At 48.5% G+C, this 25,623-nt stretch carries 23 protein-coding genes and 1 other RNA gene; 16 read left to right on the plus strand and 8 right to left on the minus strand.

The window, feature by feature from the left end; genetic code table 11:
* Positions 1 to 41 precede the first annotated feature (41 nt).
* The 10 genes from DMN77_RS17600 to pfkA all read left to right on the plus strand — a co-directional run bounded on the left by DMN77_RS17600 (position 42) and on the right by pfkA (position 13,600).
* Positions 42 to 1,328 (plus strand): alpha-L-fucosidase, encoded by a 1,287-nt coding sequence (locus DMN77_RS17600; RefSeq protein WP_179015842.1) that lies wholly within the window; start codon positions 42 to 44, stop codon positions 1,326 to 1,328.
* A 13-nt stretch (positions 1,329 to 1,341) separates the two neighbouring features.
* A complete protein-coding gene (locus DMN77_RS17605; protein ID WP_179015843.1) occupies positions 1,342 to 2,364 on the plus strand; it encodes a carbohydrate-binding family 9-like protein in 1,023 nt (340 codons plus the stop codon).
* Positions 2,365 to 2,373: 9 nt separating this feature from the next.
* On the plus strand, positions 2,374 to 4,989 hold the full coding sequence (locus DMN77_RS17610) for a transglutaminase domain-containing protein (RefSeq protein WP_179015844.1): 2,616 nt from the start codon (positions 2,374 to 2,376) through the stop codon (positions 4,987 to 4,989).
* Positions 4,990 to 5,014: 25 nt separating this feature from the next.
* Positions 5,015 to 6,046, plus strand: a complete 1,032-nt coding sequence (locus DMN77_RS17615) for a glycoside hydrolase family 18 protein (RefSeq protein WP_179015845.1) — start codon at positions 5,015 to 5,017, stop codon at positions 6,044 to 6,046.
* Between the two features lie 809 nt (positions 6,047 to 6,855).
* On the plus strand, positions 6,856 to 7,878 hold the full coding sequence (locus tag DMN77_RS17620) for a LacI family DNA-binding transcriptional regulator (RefSeq protein WP_179015846.1): 1,023 nt from the start codon (positions 6,856 to 6,858) through the stop codon (positions 7,876 to 7,878).
* Between the two features lie 263 nt (positions 7,879 to 8,141).
* Positions 8,142 to 8,786 carry a helix-turn-helix transcriptional regulator gene (locus tag DMN77_RS17625; RefSeq protein WP_068780398.1) on the plus strand — a complete coding sequence of 215 codons (645 nt, stop codon included), beginning with the start codon at positions 8,142 to 8,144 and terminating at the stop codon, positions 8,784 to 8,786.
* A gap of 27 nt (positions 8,787 to 8,813) precedes the next feature.
* Positions 8,814 to 9,644 carry a pyruvate, water dikinase regulatory protein gene (locus tag DMN77_RS17630; RefSeq protein WP_179015848.1) on the plus strand — a complete coding sequence of 277 codons (831 nt, stop codon included), beginning with the start codon at positions 8,814 to 8,816 and terminating at the stop codon, positions 9,642 to 9,644.
* Positions 9,645 to 9,692: 48 nt separating this feature from the next.
* Positions 9,693 to 10,685 carry a class II fructose-bisphosphatase gene (gene glpX, locus DMN77_RS17635; RefSeq protein ID WP_179015849.1) on the plus strand — a complete coding sequence of 331 codons (993 nt, stop codon included), beginning with the start codon at positions 9,693 to 9,695 and terminating at the stop codon, positions 10,683 to 10,685.
* Positions 10,686 to 11,494: 809 nt separating this feature from the next.
* Complete coding sequence (locus tag DMN77_RS17640; protein WP_179015850.1) at positions 11,495 to 12,574, plus strand: tetraprenyl-beta-curcumene synthase family protein; 1,080 nt, start codon at positions 11,495 to 11,497, stop codon at positions 12,572 to 12,574.
* A gap of 54 nt (positions 12,575 to 12,628) precedes the next feature.
* Positions 12,629 to 13,600 carry a 6-phosphofructokinase gene (gene pfkA / locus DMN77_RS17645; RefSeq protein ID WP_068780401.1) on the plus strand — a complete coding sequence of 324 codons (972 nt, stop codon included), beginning with the start codon at positions 12,629 to 12,631 and terminating at the stop codon, positions 13,598 to 13,600.
* Between the two features lie 781 nt (positions 13,601 to 14,381).
* On the opposite strand, the gene DMN77_RS17650 is transcribed toward pfkA, so the two are convergent.
* The 4 genes from DMN77_RS17650 to DMN77_RS17665 all read right to left on the minus strand — a co-directional run bounded on the left by DMN77_RS17650 (position 14,382) and on the right by DMN77_RS17665 (position 17,570).
* Positions 14,382 to 14,837, minus strand: coding sequence for a peroxiredoxin (locus tag DMN77_RS17650; RefSeq protein WP_179015851.1), 456 nt, complete (start codon positions 14,835 to 14,837; stop codon positions 14,382 to 14,384).
* 19 nt (positions 14,838 to 14,856) lie between these two features.
* A complete protein-coding gene (locus DMN77_RS17655) occupies positions 14,857 to 16,230 on the minus strand; it encodes an MATE family efflux transporter (RefSeq protein ID WP_068780403.1) in 1,374 nt (457 codons plus the stop codon).
* 137 nt (positions 16,231 to 16,367) lie between these two features.
* On the minus strand, positions 16,368 to 16,562 hold the full coding sequence (locus tag DMN77_RS17660) for a hypothetical protein (RefSeq protein ID WP_068780509.1): 195 nt from the start codon (positions 16,560 to 16,562) through the stop codon (positions 16,368 to 16,370).
* Between the two features lie 186 nt (positions 16,563 to 16,748).
* On the minus strand, positions 16,749 to 17,570 hold the full coding sequence (locus DMN77_RS17665; RefSeq protein WP_068780404.1) for a YitT family protein: 822 nt from the start codon (positions 17,568 to 17,570) through the stop codon (positions 16,749 to 16,751).
* Between the two features lie 529 nt (positions 17,571 to 18,099).
* Between DMN77_RS17665 and cshA the strand changes: the two genes are divergently transcribed.
* The gene (gene cshA / locus DMN77_RS17670; RefSeq protein ID WP_068780405.1) at positions 18,100 to 19,677 is read left to right on the plus strand and encodes a degradosome RNA helicase CshA; all 1,578 of its coding nucleotides are present in this window, start codon (positions 18,100 to 18,102) and stop codon (positions 19,675 to 19,677) included.
* 78 nt (positions 19,678 to 19,755) lie between these two features.
* On the opposite strand, the gene DMN77_RS24010 is transcribed toward cshA, so the two are convergent.
* The gene (locus DMN77_RS24010; protein ID WP_229521000.1) at positions 19,756 to 19,887 is read right to left on the minus strand and encodes a YjcZ family sporulation protein; all 132 of its coding nucleotides are present in this window, start codon (positions 19,885 to 19,887) and stop codon (positions 19,756 to 19,758) included.
* Positions 19,888 to 20,077: 190 nt separating this feature from the next.
* Between DMN77_RS24010 and DMN77_RS17675 the strand changes: the two genes are divergently transcribed.
* The 3 genes from DMN77_RS17675 to DMN77_RS17685 all read left to right on the plus strand — a co-directional run bounded on the left by DMN77_RS17675 (position 20,078) and on the right by DMN77_RS17685 (position 21,724).
* Entirely contained in the window at positions 20,078 to 20,887 is an 810-nt protein-coding gene (locus tag DMN77_RS17675) for a YesL family protein (RefSeq protein WP_179015852.1), read from the plus strand.
* An 82-nt stretch (positions 20,888 to 20,969) separates the two neighbouring features.
* Positions 20,970 to 21,160: non-coding RNA, 6S RNA (gene ssrS / locus DMN77_RS17680), on the plus strand.
* Positions 21,161 to 21,331: 171 nt separating this feature from the next.
* Entirely contained in the window at positions 21,332 to 21,724 is a 393-nt protein-coding gene (locus DMN77_RS17685) for a DUF1499 domain-containing protein (RefSeq protein WP_068780407.1), read from the plus strand.
* Positions 21,725 to 21,807: 83 nt separating this feature from the next.
* Here the strand turns inward: DMN77_RS17685 and tpx are convergent, their stop codons facing one another.
* Complete coding sequence (gene tpx / locus DMN77_RS17690; RefSeq protein WP_179015853.1) at positions 21,808 to 22,329, minus strand: thiol peroxidase; 522 nt, start codon at positions 22,327 to 22,329, stop codon at positions 21,808 to 21,810.
* Between the two features lie 112 nt (positions 22,330 to 22,441).
* On the opposite strand from tpx, the gene DMN77_RS17695 reads away from it, so the two are divergent.
* Positions 22,442 to 23,062 (plus strand): rhomboid family intramembrane serine protease, encoded by a 621-nt coding sequence (locus DMN77_RS17695; RefSeq protein WP_068780409.1) that lies wholly within the window; start codon positions 22,442 to 22,444, stop codon positions 23,060 to 23,062.
* A 171-nt stretch (positions 23,063 to 23,233) separates the two neighbouring features.
* Positions 23,234 to 24,145 carry a glutamate biosynthesis transcriptional regulator GltC gene (gltC, locus tag DMN77_RS17700; protein WP_068780410.1) on the plus strand — a complete coding sequence of 304 codons (912 nt, stop codon included), beginning with the start codon at positions 23,234 to 23,236 and terminating at the stop codon, positions 24,143 to 24,145.
* A 106-nt stretch (positions 24,146 to 24,251) separates the two neighbouring features.
* Here the strand turns inward: gltC and DMN77_RS17705 are convergent, their stop codons facing one another.
* Entirely contained in the window at positions 24,252 to 24,932 is a 681-nt protein-coding gene (locus tag DMN77_RS17705; protein WP_068780411.1) for a zinc metallopeptidase, read from the minus strand.
* Between the two features lie 71 nt (positions 24,933 to 25,003).
* Positions 25,004 to 25,432 carry a MerR family transcriptional regulator gene (locus DMN77_RS17710; RefSeq protein ID WP_068780412.1) on the minus strand — a complete coding sequence of 143 codons (429 nt, stop codon included), beginning with the start codon at positions 25,430 to 25,432 and terminating at the stop codon, positions 25,004 to 25,006.
* Positions 25,433 to 25,623: the final 191 nt, after the last annotated feature.

Consider the following 25,623-nt stretch of genomic DNA (forward strand, 5'->3'; position numbering starts at 1 on the left):
ATAAATTTGATAATGGAATGAATCGGAAGGGTGATGACCTAATGCAGCAATGGTTTGAGGATGCTAAGCTGGGCATTTTTATCCACTATGGCATTTACGCGGTAGAGGGTGTAGCGGAATCATGGTCTTTTTATAACGGGAGAATATCGTATGAGCAATATATGAAGCAGTTGGAGGGCTTCACCGCCTCGCGTTTTAATGCTGAGGAGTGGGTGGATCTGATTGAGAAGTCCGGCGCTAAATATGCCGTATTAACGACCAAGCATCATGACGGGGTAGCGCTGTTCAATACGCAGTATAGCGATCTGAATGTGGTGAAGCGCACACCGGCGGGGCGCGACTTGATCAAGGAGTATGCGGAGGCGATGCATAAGAAGGGGCTGCGGGTCGGAATGTACTATTCGCTGATCGACTGGTCGCATCCGGATTATCCAAGCGTATATGAAGGCGGCAAGATGCCGGAGGATTTGAGCAAGGTCAATCGCTTCTCCAGCCCGCTGGACGGTGTGCAGGATGCAGAGAAATGGCAGAAGTTCCTCGAATTTAATAAAAATCAGCTCAAAGAAATATTAACGAATTATGGAAAGGTGGATTTGCTCTGGTTCGATGGGGACTGGGAACGTAGCGCCGCGCAGTGGAACCTGCCGGAATTCAAGCATTATCTGAAGTCCTTTAACCCGGATTTGATCATCAATTCACGGCTTCAAGGCCACGGCGATTATAAGACACCGGAGCAGGGACTGCCGATCACGAGACCCGAAGGGCCATGGGAGTTTTGCACGACGATCAACAGCTCCTGGGGGTATGTGCCGACAGACAATAACTATAAGACATTGAGCCAGATTATTCGCATGTTCTGCGATTGCATCTCCATGGGCGGAAATATGCTGCTGGATATTGGTCCTCGAGAGGATGGGACGATCGACCAGAGACAGGTGGATGTATTGCTTGGCCTTGGCGAATGGATACGCACGCATGAAGAGGCGGTCTATGGTACCGTAGAAGGCATTATGACGCGATATTACCTGGGAGGAAGCACGTTGTCCAAGGACAGGAAGACGTTGTACCTGTTTGTGTACGATGAGCCGAGGGAAAATGTATGCTTGAAGGGGCTGTGCAACAAGATCAGGAAAATTACGGTGCTCCATTCGGGAAAAGAGCTGACGCATGACATTCATGGCGGTGTGCCTTGGTTCAACATCCCGGGAACGACCTGGATTCATCTGACGCCGGAGGATACCCATGAGCAGGTAACTGTGCTGAAGCTGGAATTTGATGAGGCAATTGAAATGTACGGGGGCTCCGGAGCTGTCGTTACACATAACTGAGGAGGGAACAGGTATGAATCTTAGTGGAGTACCGGAGCCGAGGATCGAATATGCGCCGAAGCATTATATTTGTCAGCGGGCTGAGGGGGCGCTCAGTCTGGATGGAAGGCTCGACAAGCCGTTCTGGCAGAAAGCGGAGTGGACCGAGGATTTTGTAGATATTGAAGGCGACCTCCGTCCGAGACCGGCCAAGCAGACCCGCGTAAAAATGCTGTGGGACGATGACTATTTCTATTTTGGGGCGGAGCTGATCGAGGACCAGATTTGGGCCACGCTGACGGAACGTGATTCGGTCATCTTCTATGATAATGACTTCGAAATTTTCATTGATCCCGATGGGGATACACATCAGTATTATGAATTCGAGATCAATGCTTTAAATACGGTATGGGATTTGCTGCTGGTCAAGCCTTATCGGGATGGAGGGCCGCCAGTGAATGGCTGGGATATCGCTGGGCTGAAAACAGCGGTTTATATCGATGGGGGGCTTAATCGTCCGGATGCCGAGAACCGGAAGTGGAGTGTGGAGGTAGCGATTCCGTGGAAAATCCTGAAGGAATGCGCACCGGAGACTCGTGCGCCGATCGCAGGCGAATTCTGGCGCGTCAACTTCTCCCGCGTAGAATGGCAGACGGAAGTGAAGAACGGGGAGTACAGCAAGGTGCTCCAGCCGGAGACAGGCAAGCCGTTTCCTGAGGATAACTGGGTGTGGTCCCCGATGGGAATTATCAATATGCATTATCCTGAGCTTTGGGGATATGTTGTATTTGCCGATATCAATGGACCAAGTGCATTTGTTCTGCCGCAGGATGAGCGGATCAAATGGGAACTGCGCAGGTTGTATTATCGCCAGCGAAATTATTACGAACAGCATGGTGAATTTACGAAGGAGCTTGGCTTGCTGCTTGGTGAGGATGCATGGAGCATCTCTCCAATGATAGAAACGACGCGGAGCCTGTTCCAGCTAACGGCCCCATCAACGGATGGCAAGGCGATGTACTGTATTCGCGAAGATGGAAAAGCGTGGAAGGAGTGAACGGGAGAAATGACGAACCAGACTTCTGTATTTTCATTGGATTCTAAGACGATGGAGCTAATAGAACGCAAGCTGCGCGTGAAGCGGGAAATGGCCCGTGCCAAGGAGCATGAGCTGTTCGATGTTTTTGAACAGGACTTGACTGAGGAAGAAGCGTGGGCACTTAAGTATTTATACGCTTATATGCCTGTGAATGATATGGCGGATTATAATAGCGATTTATTCCTGAGCTATGTTCGGCAGTCGCTGGAAATCCGCAAGACAATGCCTTGGGGGAGCCGGGTGCCGGACCATCTATTCTTGCATTTTGTATTGCCTTATCGGGTGAATACGGAGAATATCGAGGATTCCCGGGGCATCTTGCATCAAGAATTGAAGGAGCGCACGAGCTCGCTGTCCATGACCGATGCGATCCTGGAGACGAACTATTGGTGCCATGAGAAGGCGACCTATATCGGCAGCGATTTGCGCACAATCGCGCCGCTGTCGCTGATTCGAAATGCGCGCGGACGCTGCGGCGAGGAGTCGACGCTTGCGGTAGCTGCTCTCCGCAGCATCGGTATCCCGGCTCGCCAGGTATATACGCCGCGCTGGGCGCATTGCGACAGCAACCATGCTTGGGTGGAAGCGTGGGCCGATGGGACCTGGTACTATATCGGAGCTTGCGAGCCCGAGGCCCGCTTGAACCAGGGCTGGTTCAGCCCGCCTGCCCGGAGGGCGATGCTGATCAATACGCGGATTTATGCCGATTATCCCGGACCCGAAGACATTACGCTGGCCAACGAATGGTTCACGGAAATCAATTTGCTTGAAAATTATGCTCCAACGCGTACGATTACTGTCTCTGTTAAAGACGAGGAAGGTCGGCCTGTGAACGAAGCGCAGGTGCGCTTTGAGCTATATAATACCGCTGAATTTTACCCGATTGCTACGATCCCGACCAATGAACTAGGAGAAACCGTCTTTAAGACGGGCCTTGGCGATCTGTTCATTCGGGCAGTTAAGAACGGGATATGGGGCGAGCAAAAGATAACGGTTGCCGATAGCGACTGTATCGAGATGGTTCTGGATCAGACGGAACAGCCATCCGGAACGCATGACCTGGATATGGTGCCCCCGCCAGAGCGGGAAGGTGAGGCCGTCCAGGCATTAAGCGAGGAACGCATTCAGCAGCATAACCGCCGTCTGGAAGCAGGAACGAAGATTCGCACATCGTTTGAGGATACGTTTATGACCGAAGCGGCCGCATCAGAACTGGCTGCAGAGGCAGGACTGCCTGCGGATCGGGTATGGGATGTTTTGTGTAAAGCGCGCGGCAACAGCCATGAGATCGCTGCTTTTCTGCGTGAGCAATCGAGAGAGTTTGGGGAGTGGCCGCTGCGTCTGCTTGAGAGCCTGAATGAGAAGGATCTGGTGGATACCTTCCGAAATACGCTGACGGATCATTTACAGGCATCTTTGGCGGTACGCGGGGGGCTTGCGGAGGATATGTTTACGCAGTATGTATTATGTCCGCGAGTGCTGCATGAAATGATCGTTCCATATAAGCGTTTCTTCCGGGAAACATTCACGCGCGAAGAAGCAGCAGCGTTCAAGGCTGATCCAGCCGTGCTGGCCCGCCGTCTTGACGGGCCATACAGTCGGCGCGAGGATCTGCCGAACCTGAAGGGCAAAGGTAATCCCGTGGGTACCTTCAAGCTCATGGCTGGCGACCCAATCTCACTGGATATATTATTCGTCGCCATTTGCCGCAGCTTGGGGATTCCGGCGCGGCTGCATCCAAGCGAGCTGAAGCCACAATATTGGGTCGACGGGGTTTGGGTAGATGCTGTTCTGGATGCAGCGGCTCCACGAGCTGAAACGGCTAAATCCTGGGGTTGGATCAGATTGCTTAAGGATGCTTTAGCTTCTGCGGATACTCCGGAGGCTGCGTATTTTGGGAATTTCTCATTTGCACGGCTGGAGCAGGGGGTATATAAGACGCTTCTCTTCGCCGAGGGGAAGAAGGATGTATACGATCAGCCTTTTGAGGTGGAACCGGGCGCATACCGAATGACAACGGGGGTACGCTTGAAGGATGGAGCGGTGCAGGTACGCTTCACTTATTTCCAGGTGCGTGCCGAAGAGGAGACGGATGTGGTGTTAACATTCCGACACGCGGAGCATGAAATTCCGGTACTGGGGACGATGGATCGCCAAGCGGTGCTGACGAAGCTGGATGGTGCCAGCTGTCAGCTCGCCGAGCTGATCGGTGATCGCGGGGCGCTGGTTGCCTGGATCGAACCGGAACGCGAACCAACCAAGCACCTGTTCCGTGAAATCGGAGAATTGACTGCCGCCTTCACAGAGCTTGATGCTCCTATCGTATTGATCATCGGCGATGCCGAGTGGAGCGCCTCCTTTGATCCGGCAGATTATCCACAGCTGCCGAAATCGACTCTGTATATCCGCGATGCTTCTTATGCTGCTTTGTCGGACATCATCTCGCAGTCCCCGGCACATGAAGCGGGCTTCCCGCATTTGTTCGTGCTGGATGGAGCAGATCAGATCCGTTACACGGCCTCGGGATACAAGATTGGTACCGGGAAGGAAGCCTTGCAAGTGCTATCAGCGATTCGGCAATAAATTTTGTGAATGGAGTGAAGAAAAGATGACCAAGCGCAGCTACATCGTCGCCGGTTATGCCGTCGATGCTCATCTCCCCGATATTACTCAAGAAGATCTGGCAAAGCTGACTCACCTTAACATCGCTTTTGGTCAGGTAGTGGATCAGCGGATTTCGACCGCTCATCTACGCAATCTGGGAATGCTGCCGAAGATCAAAAGCCAATATCCTCATTTAAGCATTTTGTTATCGGTCGGTGGCTGGAGTGCTGGCGGGTTTTCGGAAGCCGCTGCGACTGAGGCTGGGAGATTACAGATGGCCGATTCGGCGGTACGTATCTTGACGGAGTACCCGTTGGACGGGATAGATCTGGATTGGGAATATCCTTGTTATAGTGAAGCCGGAATTGCTTCCAGCCCGGCGGATAAGACGAATTTTACATTGCTGCTTAAGACAATGCGGGAAGCGCTTGACGCCAAAGGGGCAGAGGATGGTCGCCATTATATGCTAACTATCGCTGCCGGGGCTGACCAATATTATGTGGACGGCACCGAGATGGATCAGGTACAGCAATACCTTGATTTTGTACAGTTAATGACCTATGATATGCGCGGCGGTTTTCAGGTATTGACCGGACATCATACGAATTTGTATACGTCGACAGGGGATTTATTCCGTATTAGTACGGATGCCTCGGTAAACCTGTTCCTGCGCGCTGGCGTGCCGAGGGAGAAGATTGTAATCGGGGCTGCTTTTTATTCTCGTTTGTGGAATCAGGTGCCAGGCCGCAACCAGGGTCTTCATCAAATGGCCGGCACGACGGGCGGGTACGGTCCGGATTATACAGCCTTGATCAAGGACTACATCAACAAGAACGGTTACACTCGTTATTGGGATGAAGAAGCATTGGCGCCCTATCTATTCAATGGATCGAGCTTCATATCCTATGAGGATGAACAGTCGATCGGGCATAAATGCACCTATGTGAAGGAAAACGGACTTGCAGGCGTCATGTTCTGGGAATATAGCTGCGACAACACGCATCGTTTGCTGGATGCGATGTATCGCGGGCTCTAATACTTATCTTACAGTAGGAGAAGGGGCCGCAGTGGCGGCCCTTTATTGGCAATGCTCGCTCTTTCAAGTTCAGCTTACGGTATAAGAGGGGTCGCTGTAGTGGCTTTCTATCGGGAATTGCTCGCTCTTTCATGTCGAGCTTACGGTATAAGAGGGGCCGCTGTAGTGGCTCTCTATTGGCAATGCTCGCTCTTTCAAGTTCAGATACAGTAAGAGAAATGGCCGCAGTGGCGGCCATTTAACGGTATTACTCGTTACTCATGCTCATCTGATAACTGAGAAGGCTGGGGGTTAACGGCATGATCTGCATGTTGGGGATATATCCTGATTACAGGTATGCCTGCTGCCCGCCGCCTTCTTTTTTGTGCGGGGGTTTTATTCATAACACATCAATTTGTTCATCTCAGGCATCCCGTCTTGGGACCTCGACGCTTGATCAGCAGCTCTAACGAAACTTGGTATCGCTATTTAGGGGAAAAAGCCTTCTTTTGAAATTTAACGAAACAGTGTATCGCTATTAGAGTAAACTAGCAGCCAGAAGCCAAGATTTCTCTTAAATAACGATATGGTGTTTCGTTAGATTTAATTGACTACTGGTTTTGAGAAAATAACGATCGGTAGTTTCATTAGAAATTTTTTGGAAGGGAGCTTGCCTATGTGATTGTAATGAAAACTATCGATAAACCCTCCGGAGTTGTGTTACCCTATAGCTATAGCAAATCACGTGGCAGAATTTAGGTGAATGGGACGCTGAGTTGATTGTGGATAGCATTTGGTATTTTTCAATGAAAGTGTGGTAACCGGAGGCAATGAAGGATATTAAAATTATCGATGTGGCCAAGCGGGCGAATGTATCGCCGGCCACAGTGTCACGCGTATTGAACGGGAGCAAGCTGGTGAATGCCAAGACAGAACAGCGGGTCATGCAGGTCATCCGCGAGATGGAGTATATCCCTAACAATATGGGCAAGCAGCTGCGCAGCCGCAAGACGATGACACTAGCGGTTGTAGTCTCGGATGTACTCGTCTCTTACTATGCGGAGATTATTAAAGGGATCGAGAACATGGCGAATTCTCTCCATTATCGAGTGCTGATTTGCGATGCTCAGAACCAGAGGGCGAAGGAGCTGGAGTTCCTTTCTTTTCTGGTCAATCATACGGTAGACGCTCTAATTATGGTCACTCCCAGTCTCTCCGATGAGGAGCTAAGCTCTTATGCAGAGGAGGGCTACCGCCTTGCTGTAATCGGGCGGGAGGTAGGACATCCGTTGATTCCTTGCTCTTTTACAGACAACATTACGTTGGCCAGGGATGTTATACTCCATTTGACCGAACAAGGACATCGTAAGATTGCCTTTTTGAGTGGTTACTCTGAAGCTACCGACAGCATTAAACGGTTGGAAGGATTCATCCAGGCTCTTGGAGAGGCAGGTATTCCATTTGAACAGGGTTTGGTCGAGAACGGCGATTTCTCGGAGGATGGCGGATATGAGGCGTTCAAAAGACTAAGGAGTCAGCGTGAGGATTTCACCGCTGTATTTGCCGCTAATGATGAGATGGCGCTTGGCGTGTATAAAGCCTGTGCCGAGCTGAGGCTATCAATCCCTGAGCAATTGGCCGTTGTAGGTGTAGACAATATTCGTCTGACGAACTATGTTGTGCCCAGAATCAGCTCGATGGAGCAGCCTCTATATATGATGGGTTCGGTGCTGGCTGAGAAACTAATTGATCAGATTAATGACAACAGGTTAGCCGATCAGAGGCTTTTTGTCTTGAATGCAGAGCTGATTGTTAAGGAATCATCGCTTTGGAAGATATCGGATTCATATTAAGACGTCATATTTCAAAATAAGTACATAAAGATGGAGCTATCTCAATTTAGGGATAGCTTTATTTTTTGCGCGATAAAGTCTATAAGTAAAACATGCCTATATTTTTATATATGACATACTATTTATTGATTATTCGATTAATGTTGTGTATTATATATTTATCTCTTAGGGATACATATCCAAATAGCTGTTATTTAGGATATATATACTTCGATAAGAGTGTCATATTTAGTAAAGTTAGCATTCGGAAATGGAGGGAACCTGTGATTGAACTGACATCTCGTCAATTGGAAATAATCGATATCGTGAAGAAGAGGGCTCCGATCACCGGTGAACAAATAGCGGAGAGCCTGAATCTGAGCAGGCCGACGATTCGAAGCGACCTCTCCATTCTGGTCATGCTTGAATATATCGATGCGAAACCGAAGGTAGGTTATTTCCCCGGTAAGAAGGCTGCGGCCCGGTTATCAGGAGGATATTTACTGAAGGAGACCAAGGTCAAGGATATCCAGAGCAATCCGATTATTATCCGTGAGGCTACGACAATTCAAGATGCTGTTGTGACCCTTTTCCTGCAGGATGTGGGCACTCTTATGATCTGTGATGCTGACGGCAAGCTAGCCGGAGTTGCGTCACGCAAGGATTTTCTTAAGGTAACGTTAGGGAATCCTGCTGCAGTATCGATGCCAGTAAGTATGGTCATGACCAGGCAGTCCAAGGTAGTCACTGTGTCTCCTGAAGACTCGGTGCTCGATGCAGCACATAAGATGATTTTCTATGAAGTAGATAGCTTACCTGTTGTCGTTCAGAGTGAGATGGGGCAGGAAGGTACGGGACCTGACTTGGTGGGTAGATTGACCAAAGCCTCAATCATTAAATTTATATTAGAAGTAGAAGCCAATGGATAATGGGTGAAACCGGGGGGAAGAAGGAGAATGGAGCAAGCTTCGCATTATGTTACGATTGTCTCTGATTCGATCGGGGATACGGCGGATGCCGTCGTGCAGGCTGTCATACATCAGTTTCAGAATCAGCGCGTTACAATTCGCCGTTACGGCAATGTAAGAAGCGAGGATGAACTGCGAAAGCTGATGGAGGAGACGGCCCCGCTCAACGGATTCGTCGCCTATACTCTTGTTCAACCCGAGCTGCGGGAGATGATTCGGGAAGAAGCTGTCCGCCTGGATCTGAGGATTGTCGATATTATGGGGCCGATGATGCAGGCATTTATCGATACCTTCGATGATTCGCCGCAGGAGCGGCCGGGTCTGTTGCATCAGCTTGACGATAAGTATTTTCGCAGAATGGAGGCGATTGAATTTACGGTCGCCTGCGATGATGGACGCGATCTTGGAGCGATGCTGAAGGCGGATATCGTGCTGCTCGGGATGTCGCGGACCTCGAAGACACCGCTTAGTATTTTTCTGGCGCACCGGGGCAAGAAGGTGGTTAATTATGCGGTTGTTCCGGAGGTTGGACCGCCGCAGGAACTGCTTAGTCTTCCTTCTAACCGGGTGATTGGATTGACGATGAAGCCGGAGTATATGTTGAAGATTCGCTCCGAGCGGCTCAAGATGCTAGGGTTGCCTGAGGGCTCCCAATACGCCAGTCTGGAGCGGATTCGCGAAGAGACGGAATATGCGATGGCACTGTATGCCAAGCTGGGCTGCCCGGTCATTGACATTACGAACAAAGCAATTGAGGAGACCGCCGGGATTATTATGGGGCATATTTCAGATTCACCGGAAGATGAATTAGGGAATTAATCAAAGGGTTTATATTGAGCTAATCGTTATTAACTGGGGGGAAATCAAATGGAACGGGAATTAGCTTTGGAGATCGTACGTGTAACTGAAATGGGGGCTTTATCCTCCGCGTGCTTCATTGGCAGAGGTGATAAGAATGCTGCTGACCAAGCTGCTACCACAGCTATTCGTTCCATGTTCGATTCCGTATCGATTGACGGGACGGTGGTCATCGGTGAAGGGGAGATGGATGATGCACCGATGCTCTATATCGGCGAGAAGGTCGGGAACAAGCAAGGACCTTCCGTAGATGTAGCGGTAGATCCGTTGGAGGGGACCGAGGTAGTTGCCCGCGGTCTGGAGAATGCGCAATCTGTTATCGCAATTGCGGATAGAGGGAGCCTTTTGCACGCGCCTGACATTTATATGGAGAAGCTGGCTTGTGGTCCGCAGTTGGCCGGCAAGCTTAGCCTTGAAGATCCGGTAGATGTTACTTTACAGAAAGCCAGTCAGATTACGGGCAAGGCGATATCCGAGCTTAAGATTATGGTGCTTGACCGGGAACGTCATCAAGGCTTGATCAACAGTCTGCGTCAGGCTGGCGTGCGTGTGAAGCTGCTCGATCATGGCGATATAGCGGGAGCGATAGCTACTGCATTGCCTGACAATGAAGTGGATCTATACATGGGCTCCGGTGGAGCGCCCGAAGGGGTGCTGGCCGCAGCCGCTCTCAAATGTCTTGGCGGGGGGATGCAGGGCCGACTCCTGCCTCAGGGGCCGTTCGAGCTGCAGCGTTGTCATATGATGGGGCTGGACGATCCGCTGCGGGTCCTGCACATGGAGGATATGGTCGGTACCGGCGATGTGATCTTCGCAGCAACCGGCGTAAGTACCGGTGAATTTCTGACCGGGGTACGATTTATCGGCAATGACCGGGCCGAGACCCATTCGGTCATTATGCGGGCACAAAGCCGCACGATCCGGTATATCCGCAGCATTCATTATCTGCCAAGCAAGGGGATTGATTTGGATGCGGGCTTCAGACATGCCGAGGCCATGTAGCAACAAGCGGCCGATTCCGGTCGGAGTATCTTTTCCAACTTTTCCAATGTAGTTGTTATTTTGTTATAACTCCGTTTATTTGCGGAGGAGCTTGACTATCCTAGTCAGGTTCCTCCGATTTTTTTTGCTCTAACGAAACAGGGTATCGTTATTCGTGGTCAAAAGGGTCGTTCCTAAATCTAACGAAACAGGGTAACGCTATTGGAGGCAATTGAAGGCTGAAAGTCAGAATATTGTTGAAATAACGCTATGGTGTTTCGTTAAAATATTTTTGTTGGTGTTTTTGTGGAAATAACGATCTGTAGTTTCGTTAGAATAAAAGCAAAAGTCCGAACCGCGGCAAGATTCCGGTGAGCAGTGTAAGATCGCAGGTAGTCCAAGGCCCACGGTGAATTGCTGTAACGCCGCAGGTAGTCCAGGCTCCTTGGTGAACTGTGCAACATCGCAGGTAGTCCAAGGCCCACGGTGAATTGCTGTAACGCCGCAGGTAGTTTAGGCTTCGGGTGAACTGTGCAACATCGCAAGTAGTCTAGGCTCCTGGTGAACTACGCAACGTCGAGGTAGCCCAAATTCCCTGTTAAGCTGCTGTAATCGTAGGGTAGTGGCTTTTTGGGCCGACATTGGGCCGACATAAGTAGGCAAATCGAGTCTGTGAATGCTGGTTTCTTCGTATAGCACGAAATTTATCTAAAAGTTAAAGCATGTGATTTAGTTTATTTGTACATTAAGATGGAACATATTATAATTAGAATGGTTTTTAGTATGCAGATGGACCGTGTTAGATCTATCAACGTTGTGGAGGCAGGCCATTGATTGAACTTGAGCAGGACCGTAACCAGTTCCCGCGCGAGCCGCTAAGGCTAATGAGCCGGGTGTATAAGTTTATACTTCCCGATGTGCGCAAGGAATTGGAAGGTTGGAGGAAGGTCGCAGGGGAGATTCCTGATCCAGAGCTGAGAAAGCAGGCGCTGGCCAGCATTCAGACAAAGGAATTTCATTGTCAGGGTGGGGCAGTATATGCAGCGGCGAATTTGCCGAAACGACATATTTTAATTCCATTGATTGTTGCTTTTCAAACGATCAGCGATTATTTAGATAATTTATGTGATCGAAGTACTTCAATGAATGCTGATGATTTTCGTTTATTGCATCAAAGCATGCTGGACGCAGTGAATCCGGGGACTGAGCTTGAAGATTATTATGCTTTGCGTGAAGAAAAGGATGATGGAGGGTATTTGCACCAGCTTGTCCAGACTTGCCGGGACAATATTGCTTTACTGCCGGGATATCTTGCGGCAAAGCCCTATATTCAGGATCTCGTCGGGTTGTACACTGATCTTCAGGTTTACAAGCATATTAAGCCGAGTCTTCGTGAAGATGCCCTCATCCAGTGGTGGGATCAACACAAGGAACGTACCCCTCATTTACAGTGGAATGAATTTGCTGCCGCCACTGGCTCGACATTAGGGGTATTTATGCTTTTTCTGGCAGCGAGTAACAAGGAGTTGGATCAAGGCAGCGCCGAGACGATTCGCGATGCTTACTTCCCGCATGTTTGTGGTCTACATATTATGCTTGATTATTTGATTGATCAGGAGGAAGATGAGATTGGCGGGGATCTGAATTTCTGCAGTTACTATGACAGCAAGGAAATAATGCTGCAGCGGATAGCCTACATTGTGGAAGGTGCTCGCCATGACATTAAGAAGCTTCCTGCATCGTCATTTCACCGAATGATTATCGAAGGATTGCTGGCCCTTTATTTATCAGATCCTAAGGTGAGCCAGCAGCAGGAAATCTATGATGTTTCTAAGCGTTTGATGAAAAGGAGCCCGCTGATGAGGCTGTTCTTCTTCGCCAATAGCAAGTGGATCCGCAAACGCCTGTAATTTACGCATTTAAAAGTTGTTTAAAGTTTTATTAATTATTAGGAGGAAATCATCATGTCAGCAGTTAAAAAAATCGCAGTCCTTACCAGTGGTGGAGATTCCCAGGGCATGAACGCGGCTGTACGCGCCGTTGTACGCAGTGGATTGTATTATGGCTTGGAAGTATTCGGAGTTCAAAGAGGGTATCAAGGTCTCTTGAATAATGATATTTTCTCCATGGATATTCGCAGCGTCGGTGATATTATTCAACGCGGTGGCACGATTCTTCAATCGGCTCGCTGTCTGGAATTCAGAACGCCTGAGGGTCAGCAGAAGGGTGCGCAAATTTTACGCGATCGCGGCATCGACGGCCTGGTCGTTATCGGCGGCGACGGCTCCTATCAAGGCGCAGAGAAACTAAGCAAGCTGGGCATTAAGACGATGGGCTTGCCAGGTACGATCGATAATGATATTTCTTTCACCGACTATACCATCGGCTTTGATACTGCGGTAGGGATTGTCGTTGATGCTGTCAACAAACTGCGTGACACGATGTCTTCCCATGAACGGGCTTCTGTCGTTGAAGTGATGGGTCGTCATTCTGGCGACATTGCTCTTTATTCCGGCCTGGCTTCTGGGGCTGAGACGATCCTTGTTCCTGAAGTACCATTCGACCTGAACGAAGTAGCAGACCGGATGCGACAGAACTTTGACAACGGCAAGAGACATAGTATCGTCATCGTTGCTGAAGGTGTGGGCAAAGGCGAAGAAGTGGTTGAAGCAATCAAGAAGCGCCAGCCATCCTTGGAGCCGCGTGCAACGGTGCTTGGACATATCCAACGTGGCGGATGCCCGACTCCATTCGACCGCAACCTGGCGAGCAGACTTGGTGATTTCGCTGTACGCAGCCTGATTGCTGGTGAATCGAACAAAGCCTGCGGTATGATCGGCGGAGAGATGGTACTGACTGACATCGAGAAAGTGGTAGCGACCAAAAAGCCGTTCGATATGAAAATGTACGAACTGGCTTCCCGTTTGTCTCAATAAGGGAGCATAGAGCTACTACTTAATTAAAAAACACGAGGTTCCTTATACGGAATCTCGTGTTTTTTTGCTTATCCCACTTCTAACGAAACAGACAATCGTTATTCGGAGCAAAATGGACCATAAAAAAAACTAACGAAACAGGATATCGTAATTTAGCTAAATTTGCAGAGTTAGACCCTTGTTTCGCCTAAATAACGATATGGAGTTTCGTTAGAGTAAAAAGGGCCTCATATTCGATCTAATAGCGTATCACAGTTTCGTTAGAGCAAGCGGCCCCGTTTTCGATCTATAGCGTGTCACAGTTTCGTTAGAGCAAGCGGCCCCGTTTTCGATCTATAGCGTGTCACAGTTTCGTTAGAGCAAAGAGCCTCATATTCGGTCTAATAGCGTGTCACAGTTTCGTTAGAGCAAACGGCCCCGTTTTCGATCTAATAGCGTGTCACAGTTTCGTTAGAGCAAAGAGCCTCATTTTCGTTCTATAGCGCATCACAGTTTCGTTAGAGCAAGCGGCCCCGTTTTCGATCTATAGCATGTCACAGTTTCGTTAGAGCAAGCGGCCCCGTTTTCGAGCCCATAGCGCATCACAGTTTCGTTAGAGCAAAGGGCCAAATTTTTGGGCCAATAGCTCATTACAGTTTCATTTGCCCCTTGCCGAAGAGGGTGATGCCGGTTAGAGCGGGCAAAGGGAAATCGACCTGCCGCAATCGCATCGTTTCAACTGGTTTACCACAAGTGTCAAAAAAATCGGCTGCTACTTGCGCAATAGAAGTACCGCACCTATTTACTCAGGTTTCTTTTGGAGAAGTGAATCGATGGCGGCGAGGATGGCCTCGGTGGAGGGAAGCCCCTTCTCCGCAAAGGCGATCCGGCCTTCCAGATCGATAACGAATACGGTTCGCTGCTGGGTCAGGAAGCCGAGCGATTTGCCCACTCCATAGAGACGGCGGATGGATCCGCCTTCATCTACAACGAGCGGGAAGCGGTAGCCTTGCTTGGCCGCAAATTTCTCATGGCTGTCCTTGGAGGCGGAATTTACCCCTAGTACTGCGGCCCCTCTCTCGGCATATTCCGACTCGGCATCGCGTACGGCACAGAGCTGCTTCGTACATCCCGGTGTCTCGTCCATCGGATAAAAAATAAGTACAATCGGTTTCTGTCCAAGCAGATTTGTAAGATCGATGGTGCCTTGTGTGCTGTCCGCCCGGAAGAGGGGGGCTTGTTCACCCGGTTTCAGCATAGAGAACACTCCTTCATGATCAATGTGATTGTTCAACTTGCATTACTTGTTGGGCAATTCTTCGCTGTACGACATAGAGACGATGAAGCAAAAGCACAGCTGCGGCAGCCAGTCCGGAGATCAGACCGATCCAGTAGCCGTAAGGACCGAGAGTTGTATACTGGGCCAGAACGATTCCAAGCGGCAAACCGATGACCCAATAGGCTAGCAGACTGATCCAGAAGGCCGGATTCACATCCTTATATCCGCGCAATGCCCCTTGAGTAGGCGTGGCGATAGCGTCGGAGATCTGGAAGAATACAGCGTAGACCAAAAAATGAGTAATCAGGGCAATAACAGCCTTATCACTGGAGTACAGCCCTGCGACACCGTTGCGGAACAGCATCAGCAGCATAGCGGTAATAAGCGATAATCCGATCGCCGTGCCGATCCCGATGACAGCGTATTGCTTCGCATCCTTGAGCCGGGCTGCTCCCGTCTCGAAGCCGACCAGAATGGTAAGCGCCAGACAGATGCTCAACGGAAGCATATACAGGGTAGAAGCAAAGTTGTTGGCCGCTTGATGGGCGGCGATTGTCAGCGTGTCGAAGCGGCTCATTAATAATGTAACCGCCGCAAAAACCGCTGTCTCGAAGAACATCGAGAAACCAATCGGCACGCCGAGCTTCATCAGTTCCTTCCACTTCTCCAGCGAAATATGATGCAGCTTGCCGAATACCCGGTATGAAGCGAAGGGCTGTGCCTTATGTGCGATCCAAAGAGCGATCAGAAAGATGCACCAATACGTAAAGGCCGAGGCTATTCCCGAACCGATCCCGCCCAACCGCGGAAAACCGAGCCGTCCAAAGATAAGCAAATATCCAGCACCGATATTCAAGGGCAGGGAGATCAGGGATATAACCATGGACACACGGGTTTGTCCCAAAGCATCGATAAATGAACGGATGACTATGTAGCCAAATAAGGGCAGAATACCCGTTGATATCGATACGAGATAATAAAATGCGACATGATGCACCTTGGGCTCTAATCCCATTTTATTCAATATAGGAGAAATTAGAAATCCCCCAATAATAAGCACCACGATGCCGACCGCGGCTGCAAGCCACAGAGCTTGCATGACATTGTAGCCAACCTTGTCCGGTTTGCCTCCTCCGATAAGCTGGGATACGATCGGAGTGATCCCCATCAGCACGCCGCTTAAGCCAGTCTGGACTGGAATCCAGAGGCTTGCGCCGATGGCGGTTCCCGCCAGGTCGGCTGGACTGGCGTGACCGGACATGATCGTATCGAAGAAAGTCATCAATGACATCGTAATTTGCGTAACCAGAATCGGGACCAGAATATGCAGGAACTGCATATATTTTTGCTTTAATGTAAAAGTTTCCTTCATGCTCAAGACTCCATTTCATGACAGCAAGCGCTAAGTAAGGTAGTGATGATAGCTCTTATGGATTGTTGAAAGCGCAAAAAACCGTTTCCTCTGCTATCAAGCAAAAGAAACGGCTTGGTGGTGCAGTTACATTCATTTTAATGAAGAAATGCCGAATTTTGATGCTCACAGATGCTGTACTGGATAATTTCCATCGCATCTTCCGGTTCCAAAATGGTCAGACCATCGCGGAGGATGATCATGGAGTTAAGCTCCTTTTGATCCAAGAAAGGCAGCATATCCGGAAACCATTTTCTAACAATTTGTGCCAGTTTTACCGTTTCCATTTCCACTTCAATCACCCTTTCCTCCTAGAATCATTCTGGTTACGAATCATTCGAAATCGGAAAAGCACGAGCTTGTGAAATCAGGTAAAGCGAAGGCAAAAAGATTTATAAAATTATCTAAGGAACCGTTTGACATTATTATAGCACATTGCTGAAAAATTGGAACGGCGTGAGCCGTAGACCTGTGTCTGTTCAGCGTCTGCGGAAGGAGCCCATAACGCCTGTCGTTTCCACAATATTGACGAAGGCGGAAGGATCGGTCTGTTTAATAATTTCTTTTAATTCGGTAAGCTCGTACATGGTCGTAACGGTCATCAGCATATCTTTCTCTTTATGGGAGAAGGCCCCTTCGGTCTTAATTTTCGTAACTCCCCGCGGACGAGCCAGAAGCTGCTTCAATAACTCTTCAGTCTTATCGGTTACAATGAACAGCGTAACTTTATTATGGCTAACATGAATCATATCTAGTACTTTGCCGGTTAAATAAATGGACACCATCGAAGCGAGGGCCAAATTCCAGTTGCCGTTGAGGTAACCCATCGCCAAGATGACGAGGCCGTTCAAGAAGACAAGGATCGCCCCGATGGGGAAATCTCGGTAGCGCGTAATGGCCGAGCCGATAATGTCGAAGCCTCCGGAGGACCCGCCAACCCGGAAGGATATCCCGCTGCCGAACCCGACGAGCACACCGCCGAAAACGGCCGAAAGCAGCGTATCAGAAGCCAGCGGTTTCTCCGGAATAAGCGCCATCATCAGCGTAACTCCGGCAACGGACAGGATGCTAAGTCCAATAAACCGTCTACCCAGCAGAAATAGCCCGAGGATCAACAGCGGGACATTGTAGGCCAGGTACATTGTGCTTATGCTAAATGGCGTGAAGTACCCTGTCAGCATAGCCAGACCGGATACCCCTCCGCTCAGAAGATGTTGGGGAACGAGGAACAAATTGAAGCCTGAGGCAATGAATGCCGCCCCGATCAAGATGATGACACAGTTCCTGATTTCCTTTAACACAAAAAATCCTCCTTAAATTGTAAGTTCAAAAAAGTCCGGTTTTCAGCACCAAGAAAAATGAAGCTTGGGACCGAGGGGCGGAGCATTGGGTAGCCGGGTGCTTGGAGTACCTGGGATATTCCCGTAGGAAGCCTGATTTCGTTGGCCTCTGCTTAGGTCCGGCCGAATTCAAGATTCAATATCGAATAGCTTTCCGATTTGCTTCGTAATCCCAATTGGGCTTTTTGAACAACCTCCTAAAATAATAAGCAGTATACCCACCTGCATTCTACTGGTATTTTTGAAATGATTTATGCTATAATATTTGAGATATTCTTGAGTAGGGATCTCTTTCCACTTTGATGGTCCATATATTTTGGTGAAATGGCCAGTAGAATTCAGGTTGATTTGTCGTCAGATGCTTATTTAGATCCAGAGCTTATGTAAATTTTTCGGGCTGACTGGACAGTCTATAAACAGATTAAACGCTACTTAAGAATACAGTTAAGAAGGTGGAATGTCCACTATATAGAAGGAGTTTGAGGACAATTTGAACACATTTTCAGAATTTGGCCTAGAGCCTAAAGTATTACAAGCTATAACGGAGCTTGGATTTGAGGAAGCGACCCCGATTCAAGTTAAATCGATCCCGATTGCGATGACCGGCAGAGACATGATTGGACAAGCGCAAACAGGGACAGGAAAGACTGCAGCTTTTGGTTTGCCGCTGATCAATAAAATCTCGAAAGATGAAGAGCATATCGTAGCTCTCATTATGACGCCTACCCGTGAATTAGCTATCCAGGTTGCAGAGGAAATTGGCAAGCTGGCCCGCTTCAAGGGAACTCGTTCCTTGGCGATTTATGGCGGACAGGATATCGTTCGTCAGATCCGCGCGTTGAAGAAGAAGCCGCAGATCATTATCGGTACTCCAGGACGTTTGCTGGACCATATCAATCGCAAGACGATTAAGCTTGACGATGTACAGACGGTTGTACTGGATGAGGCCGATGAAATGCTGGATATGGGCTTCATGGAGGATATCCAATCGATCCTGAAGCTTGTCCCCGAAGAACGTCAGACGATGTTATTTTCCGCGACTATGCCTTCAAATATCCAAAAACTGGCGCAGCAATTTTTGAAAAATCCTGAGCATGTATCTGTTATTCCTAAACAGGTAAGCGCCCCGCTTATTGATCAAGCCTATATTGAGGTTAATGAACGTCAGAAGTTTGATGCCCTTTCCCGTTTACTTGATATGGAATCCCCTGAGCTTGCGATCGTATTCGGACGTACGAAACGTCGTGTTGACGAGTTGTCTGAAGCGTTGCAAAAACGGGGTTACTCTGCAGACGGCCTGCATGGCGACTTGTCGCAGAATCAACGTGACAATGTTATGCGTAAATTCCGCGACGGAAGCATCGACGTGCTCGTGGCTACCGACGTGGCGGCTCGTGGTCTGGACGTATCCGGCGTAACGCATGTTGTTAACTTTGACTTGCCGCAGGATCCGGAAAGCTATGTGCACCGTATTGGCCGGACTGGCCGTGCGGGTAAAGAAGGGACTGCTTGGTCCTTCGTAACTCCACGGGAAATCGATCATCTGCATTTCATCGAGCGGATTACCCGCCATAAGATTACCCGCAAACCATTGCCTACGCTGGCTGAAGCGATTGAAGGCAAGCAACGGATTGCCGCTGAGCGAATCCTTGAAATCGTTGAAGAAGGCGAGCTTAGAGAATACAAAGGCATTGCCATCCAATTGCTGGAGCAATTTGATTCTGTCAATTTGCTTGCTGCGGCATTCAAGTTGATTACCGGCGAGAAGAACGATAAGACGTCCATCGAGTTGACTCCGGAAGAGCCAATCCGTGTGAAGCGTCGTAACCCGGACATCCGTTCCAGCGGACGTAAGCCGTCCGGATATGGTAATCGTGGCGGTGGCTATCGCCGCGACAATCGTGAGGGCGGTAACCGCAGTGGCAGCGGCAGCGGCTACAAAGGGGGTTACAACAAGGAAGGCGGACGCGATTCGTATCGCGGCGGTTCATCCGATCGCAAGCCGCGTTCCGGTTACAATAACGGCGAACGCAGACCTAAAAATGGCGGCAGCTTCTCCGACAAGTAATTTGCGTTTTAGTTAACGAAAATCGTTTGGAATAGCAAAGAAGACGAAGGCAAGCTTCGTCTTCTTTTGCTGTTATGATTAATACAAAAAGGTCCGGCTTACAATCACGAGCAGAATGAACAATACCAAGATTGTGCCTGTAGATGTCCATCCACCACCGCAACTACCACAACTTCCACAACTTCCGAATCCACCAACAACACCAGACATTTGATAACCTCCTTTTTTATTAGAAGATGTTCTCGCCTAAGTTTTGAAGTTACGGTATATCTTATGCTGGGTGGATGAACTAGTCTAGACTCTTACCCAGGTGCACGCAAAATAGGCGCTGGATAGTCGGCCATGAATCATGTATAGTTATAAATATAGACAGATTCTGTTACTGATGGAGGGAGATTTTTTGGAAACCAAAGGCTTAATGGGTGGATTATACAAAATAACAGAATGGATTATGCGAATTGCAGGCAGCAATTTATATTGGGTATTATGCTCTTCGCCGATTCTATTGCTCCTAGTTCTAGGGCTTAACTATGTTGCTTCGACCAACATGCCTATCCCCTTTGAAATTTACATGCCTATGGCGGTTTTGGCACCGTTTACACTCTTTCCCGCGACCGCGGCTTTATTCTCGGTGACACGGAAATGGGTGATGGGTGAGACCGATCTTGGCATTACCAAGCTGTTTTTCAGAAGTTACAAGGATAATTACAAGCAAAGTATGCTGGGAGGCATCTTCTACACGCTTCTGATCGTTATCATGTATGTCGATTACGAAGTGTACATGAAGCAATTTAAGAACATGCAGATCCTCGGCATCGTGATGCTTGTATTACTATTTTTCATCTTGTTGTCCTTATTTAATTTCTTCTCCTTAGTAGCTCATTTTCATATGAAAGTTAAAATGTTAATTAAGAATGCTATTTTGCTCACGGTTCTCAGACCTTTCCGCACCCTGTCCACGTTCCTCACTGCAGTGGTGATTGGGCTCATTACCCTGAAGTTCACCTGGTTGATTCCTTTTGGCTTTGCCACGCTGATCGCTTGGATGGCCTACTTCAACTTTAATATCGCCTATACAAAAGTGCAGGAGAAGGTGGAGAGACTCCGTCAGGTGGAGGAGGAAGGCACGCAAGCCGATGGCGAAACGGGTGAAGATGCGGAATCGATGGCTGCTGAATTGACTGAAGGAGAGGACAAAGAGAAGAACTGATTTTTTACCTCGGACAAGCGGGTCAATCGATTTGCTAACAACACCAAGTTTACAATTGAATTAAGAAGTTTTATAATAGGAATACGTCCTGCGATGTACGTTTCGGTTAATTGTTGTTTTGAACCAATGACAAAGTCTCGGGAGACTCACATTACGCCGCAGCTGAAAGGCCCTATCCAGCGGATTAGGGGACTTCAAAAGCGTCGTTGCGGTCACCCACCTGCTAAGAGCAGGTTCGAGGCACGATAATCGGACGGCATAGGCGGGTCTTGCATATTTGCATGCGGCACTTTGAAGGATTTTTTGTGAAAAAGAGTCCTCGAGGTGCCTTTTTTATTTGTCTTCTTCCCGGATTTGACTTTGTTTGTTCTTCAATCAATGTTACACTATAATATAAATTATACTTACTATTTCTTGCCGTTATGATGAAGGAGGAAGAGCAGGTTGTCGCTAAAAAGAACATTAGTTGGGATTTTTCGCAGCTACGAAGGTACAAGTGATCGTGCGAAGACACCTGAATTAAAGACGAGATATTATCAATTATCCAGGGAAAAAGCCTGGGAGGAAATAAGCTCAACTCTGAAGAAAATTCCCGGATATAAAGTCCTGCATGAGGTCCCTAACGTAGGGGAAATTACGTTGGAGAAGCGTACCAAATTCGGACGGGTTATGGATATCACCGTATCGATTGTTTCCACGGGTCCTGTCCGTACAGCTGTCGACGTCTATTCTGCTACCCGAGGTTCGATGGGGGATCTGGGGGCGAACTACCGCAACGTCCTTCATTTGTTCGCCGTACTGGATAAGAAGCTGTCTACCTATAAAGTAACAGCGTAATTAGCGGAACGAGGACAAAAAAGCGAGCAGGGAGGTTTTCCTCCTTACTCGCTTTTCTTGTCATAACATGTATGGGCTGAAAGTTAAGCAAGCAGCTTCTTCACGGCTGCGATCGGCTCTTCATAGTTCGGATGCTCGCCCATTTCGTTAAGGACTTCAATATAACGAATCGTGTTGTCCTTGTCGAGAACGAAGACAGCGCGGTGGTCGAGTGCGAATTCCTTAATCAGGACGCCGTATGCTTTCCCGAAGGAATTCTCTTTGTAGTCAGACAGGGTTACGACGCGATCCACCCCGGCAGCTCCGCACCAGCGGGCCTGTGCAAACGGGAGATCAGCGCTGACGGTAAGAATGATTACATCTTCGCCAAGCTCAGCAGCTTCTTGATTGAACCGCCTTGTTTGGGCGTCACATACGCCTGTATCCAGGGAGGGTACGACACTGATCAGCTTGATTTTGCCGTCATAGTCGGCAAGGGTGGCTTCTTCAAGCAGGTTTTTATTTAACCGGAAATCGGGAGCCTTATCCCCGACCTTCAATTCAGGTCCAATCAAAGTAATGGGATTGCCTTTAAATGTAGCAGCGTTAGTACGTTCTTGAGTCATTTGTCTTCTCCTCCTATTAATTAGATAAAGTTTCTAATTTTAATTATAATCGTTTTAAAAAGAGATTGTCCAACTTATAAAAATAAAGGATGGAGTACAAGGAGGAAACGATATGATCTTTATACGATATGAAGATTGGAGAAGTTACCTGCGTTATTATCCGGTTACGAGTTTGCTTCTGGCCGCTAATATCGTGATGTTTATCATCGAAGTGTTTACCGGAGGTTCAACGGATAACATGAACTTGTTGCGACTAGGGGCTGTTACGGAGCACCCCCAATTATCCAGCGAGTGGTGGAGGCTGTTCGCGGCGATGTTTCTGCACGCCGGGGTGATGCATTTGGTGTCGAACTGCTTCGCTCTTCTTGTCTTTGCGCCGCCTCTAGAGCGATTGATGGGGCATATTAAATACTTCGTGCTGTATATATTCAGTGGAGTGATCGGTAATATCATTACCTTGGCTGTATACCAGTCTCAACATTCTCTGCAATATCATGTTGCAGTAGGAGCTTCCGGGGCTATCTATGGAATTTATGGGGCATTCCTGTTCATTGCCCTGCTGCAGCGCAACCTGATGGATGAGAACTCCCGCAAGACGCTGTACAGCTTGCTTATGATCGGGGTTGTCTATTCCTTTGTCGTGACGCAGATTAACTGGATAGCTCACTTCGGCGGCTTGCTTGGCGGCTTTGTATTATACGCTATTCTCAGCAGATTCATAAAGAATCATTGAACCAATAGAAAGTACATGGTAAATTAAAGAAGTACTGATCTATAGGTGACTTAGTTAACAGATTAAGCGTTAACATTTTGCTCTCACATCCCATAGAACTATAGTCCGGTACGCCAAGGGTCCTGATTTCAAAGGATATCGAACAGATGTGAAATGGAGCGATCAGATTCTGTGGAATTAAGACAACTGCAGTATTTTGTAAAAGTGGCGAAAAAAGAGCATGTCACGCAAGCGGCTGAGGAGCTACATGTGGCGCAGTCGGCGGTAAGCAGACAGATTCACCAGCTGGAGCAAGAGCTGGGCGTCAACTTGTTCATGCAGAAGGGCAGGAACCTGCATCTCACGGCGGTAGGACAATTGTTCTGCAGCAGGGTAGAGACGATTCTGAAGGATTTAGAGCGGGCGGTCATGGAAGTCCATGAGCTGCTTGATCCGGAGCTGGGCGAGATCCGCCTTGGATTTCCGAACAGTCTCGGAATTCATTTCATACCTAGCATCGTCTCGGAATTTCGTAAATTGTATCCTAATGTTAAATTCCGCTTCAGACAAGGAACTTATCCTACATTAATCCGCGATGTGGTCTCCGGAGAGGTTGACCTGGCCTTCATCTCTCCATTTCCGGAGAATCATGATCAGGTGGTTGGAAATATTGTATTGACCGAGGAATTGGTGGCGATTCTCCCGCCCGGACATCTTTTGGCCGGGGAACAGAGCATCACGTTGAATCAGCTGAAGGATGATAACTTTATTCTTTTTGGGAGCGGTTACTCTCTACGTCCTATTGTATGGCATGCTTGTCTGGAAGCGGGCTTCACGCCGAAGGTAGCGTTCGAGGGAGAAGAGACAGATACGATCCGCGGTCTCGTTGCGGCAGGGATGGGAGTAAGCTTGCTGCCGGAAATGGCATTGTATCAGAGCTTCTTGTTGCAGCCAAGCCGCGTACGCATCTCTCATCCGAAAGTGACGAGGACGATTGGCTTGATTCATCGGACAGATGAGAAGCTGCCGCTGGTCGCGCAATCATTCAGAGCGTTCCTGCTGGAATACTTTGGGCTTCAAATTGATACTCCACCGAGTCAATGACCCGGAAGGTACTAACTTAACGATCAATGAAAAATGCACCTCCTTTATCAGGGGGTGCATTTTGGCTTATATGGAGCTATTGCCGCTGGGTCCAACTCGGACAGCGTTAGTCACGATTGCTTGTGAAGATCAAAATATAGCGGAGCAATTCAAGCACAGAGATTAGGGCGGCTGCGACATAAGTCAGTGCAGCGGCGTTCAGGACGTTAGCGACTCCGCGCTCTTCTTCGTTAGTAACGAAGCCCTGTGTCAGCATGATCTTGCGTGCCCGACTGCTGGCATTGAATTCGACTGGCAAGGTAACCAGCTGGAACAATACCGCTGCCGAGAAGAAGATGATACCTAGGCCGATCAGATTAAAGGCTCCGAATAGGAATCCGGCCAAGAGCAGGAACGGCGCTACCCCGGATGCGAAGTTCACAAACGGGAACATGCGATGGCGCAACACGAGCATAGGGTAAGCTTCTTTATGCTGAATGGCATGACCGACTTCGTGGCAGGCAACCGATACCGCTGAGATTGAACTCTCGTAGTAAACCGGCTCCGACAGACGTACGACCTTATGAATCGGGTCATAGTGGTCAGTCAACGCTCCGCGTACTGGCTCAATCGGAATATCATACAGCCCGTTAGCATCCAGCATGCGTCTTGCCGCATCGTGACCGGTTAATCCGTACATATTCGGCACCTGTGAGTATTTATTGAACGTACCCTTTACCCGGAATTGGGCCCATAAGGAGAGACCGAAGGCGAGTAAAATAGGAATTAGCATGACGTTAGAATACATTAATCATTCCTCCAAAGTTTGTAGATATTAGATTGTGTCCGATTAAAGGAAAGGATTCTGTTAGTTCTAAATTAAAAAGGGTTGTGATTCATCAGAATCTGGATCGCTTCAATGCAAGCAAGACTTTGCGGCATCAGGTTCGTGAAGGCTCGTCGGGCTTGGTTCGGTTTGAGATTGGAAATCAACGGCTCAAGCTCTTTAACTTCCCGTTCAAGCTGCTGCATGCGTATTTCCAGGGAGCTCAGCTTTTCGTTAACCTGTTCCTCACCGCTAACCGTGCTCCATTGATTGAGCTTTTCGCGAATTTCCTCTAACGTATATTTTTCTTGCTTCATCTGATTAATACGTTCGAGTCTGTTTAAGGTTTCAGAACTGTACAAGCGGTAATTTTTTTGCGTGCGCGTCTCCGGCCAGATCAGACCAAGTTTGGTGTAATAATCTATTGTTCTTTCGCTAATATTTGCAGCTTTGGCCAGTTCTCCAATACGATACAACTTCATATCCCCAATAGATTCACCCTCTCTCCAATTAATATCAGTATGTGATCTCTATATATAGATTTATGATACTCGATATGCAACTATACAGTCAAACGTTACGCTTTATAAATGATAGTAGCCAAAGAGGGTTGTGTAGATGTAAATTAACACTTGATGTTAAGTATTCTTGCAAGTATTCGAAAGCTTGCCGA

This window comes from Paenibacillus sp. 79R4, from assembly GCF_013393165.1.
In the GTDB taxonomy this organism is placed as follows: Bacteria; Bacillota; Bacilli; order Paenibacillales; family Paenibacillaceae; genus Fontibacillus.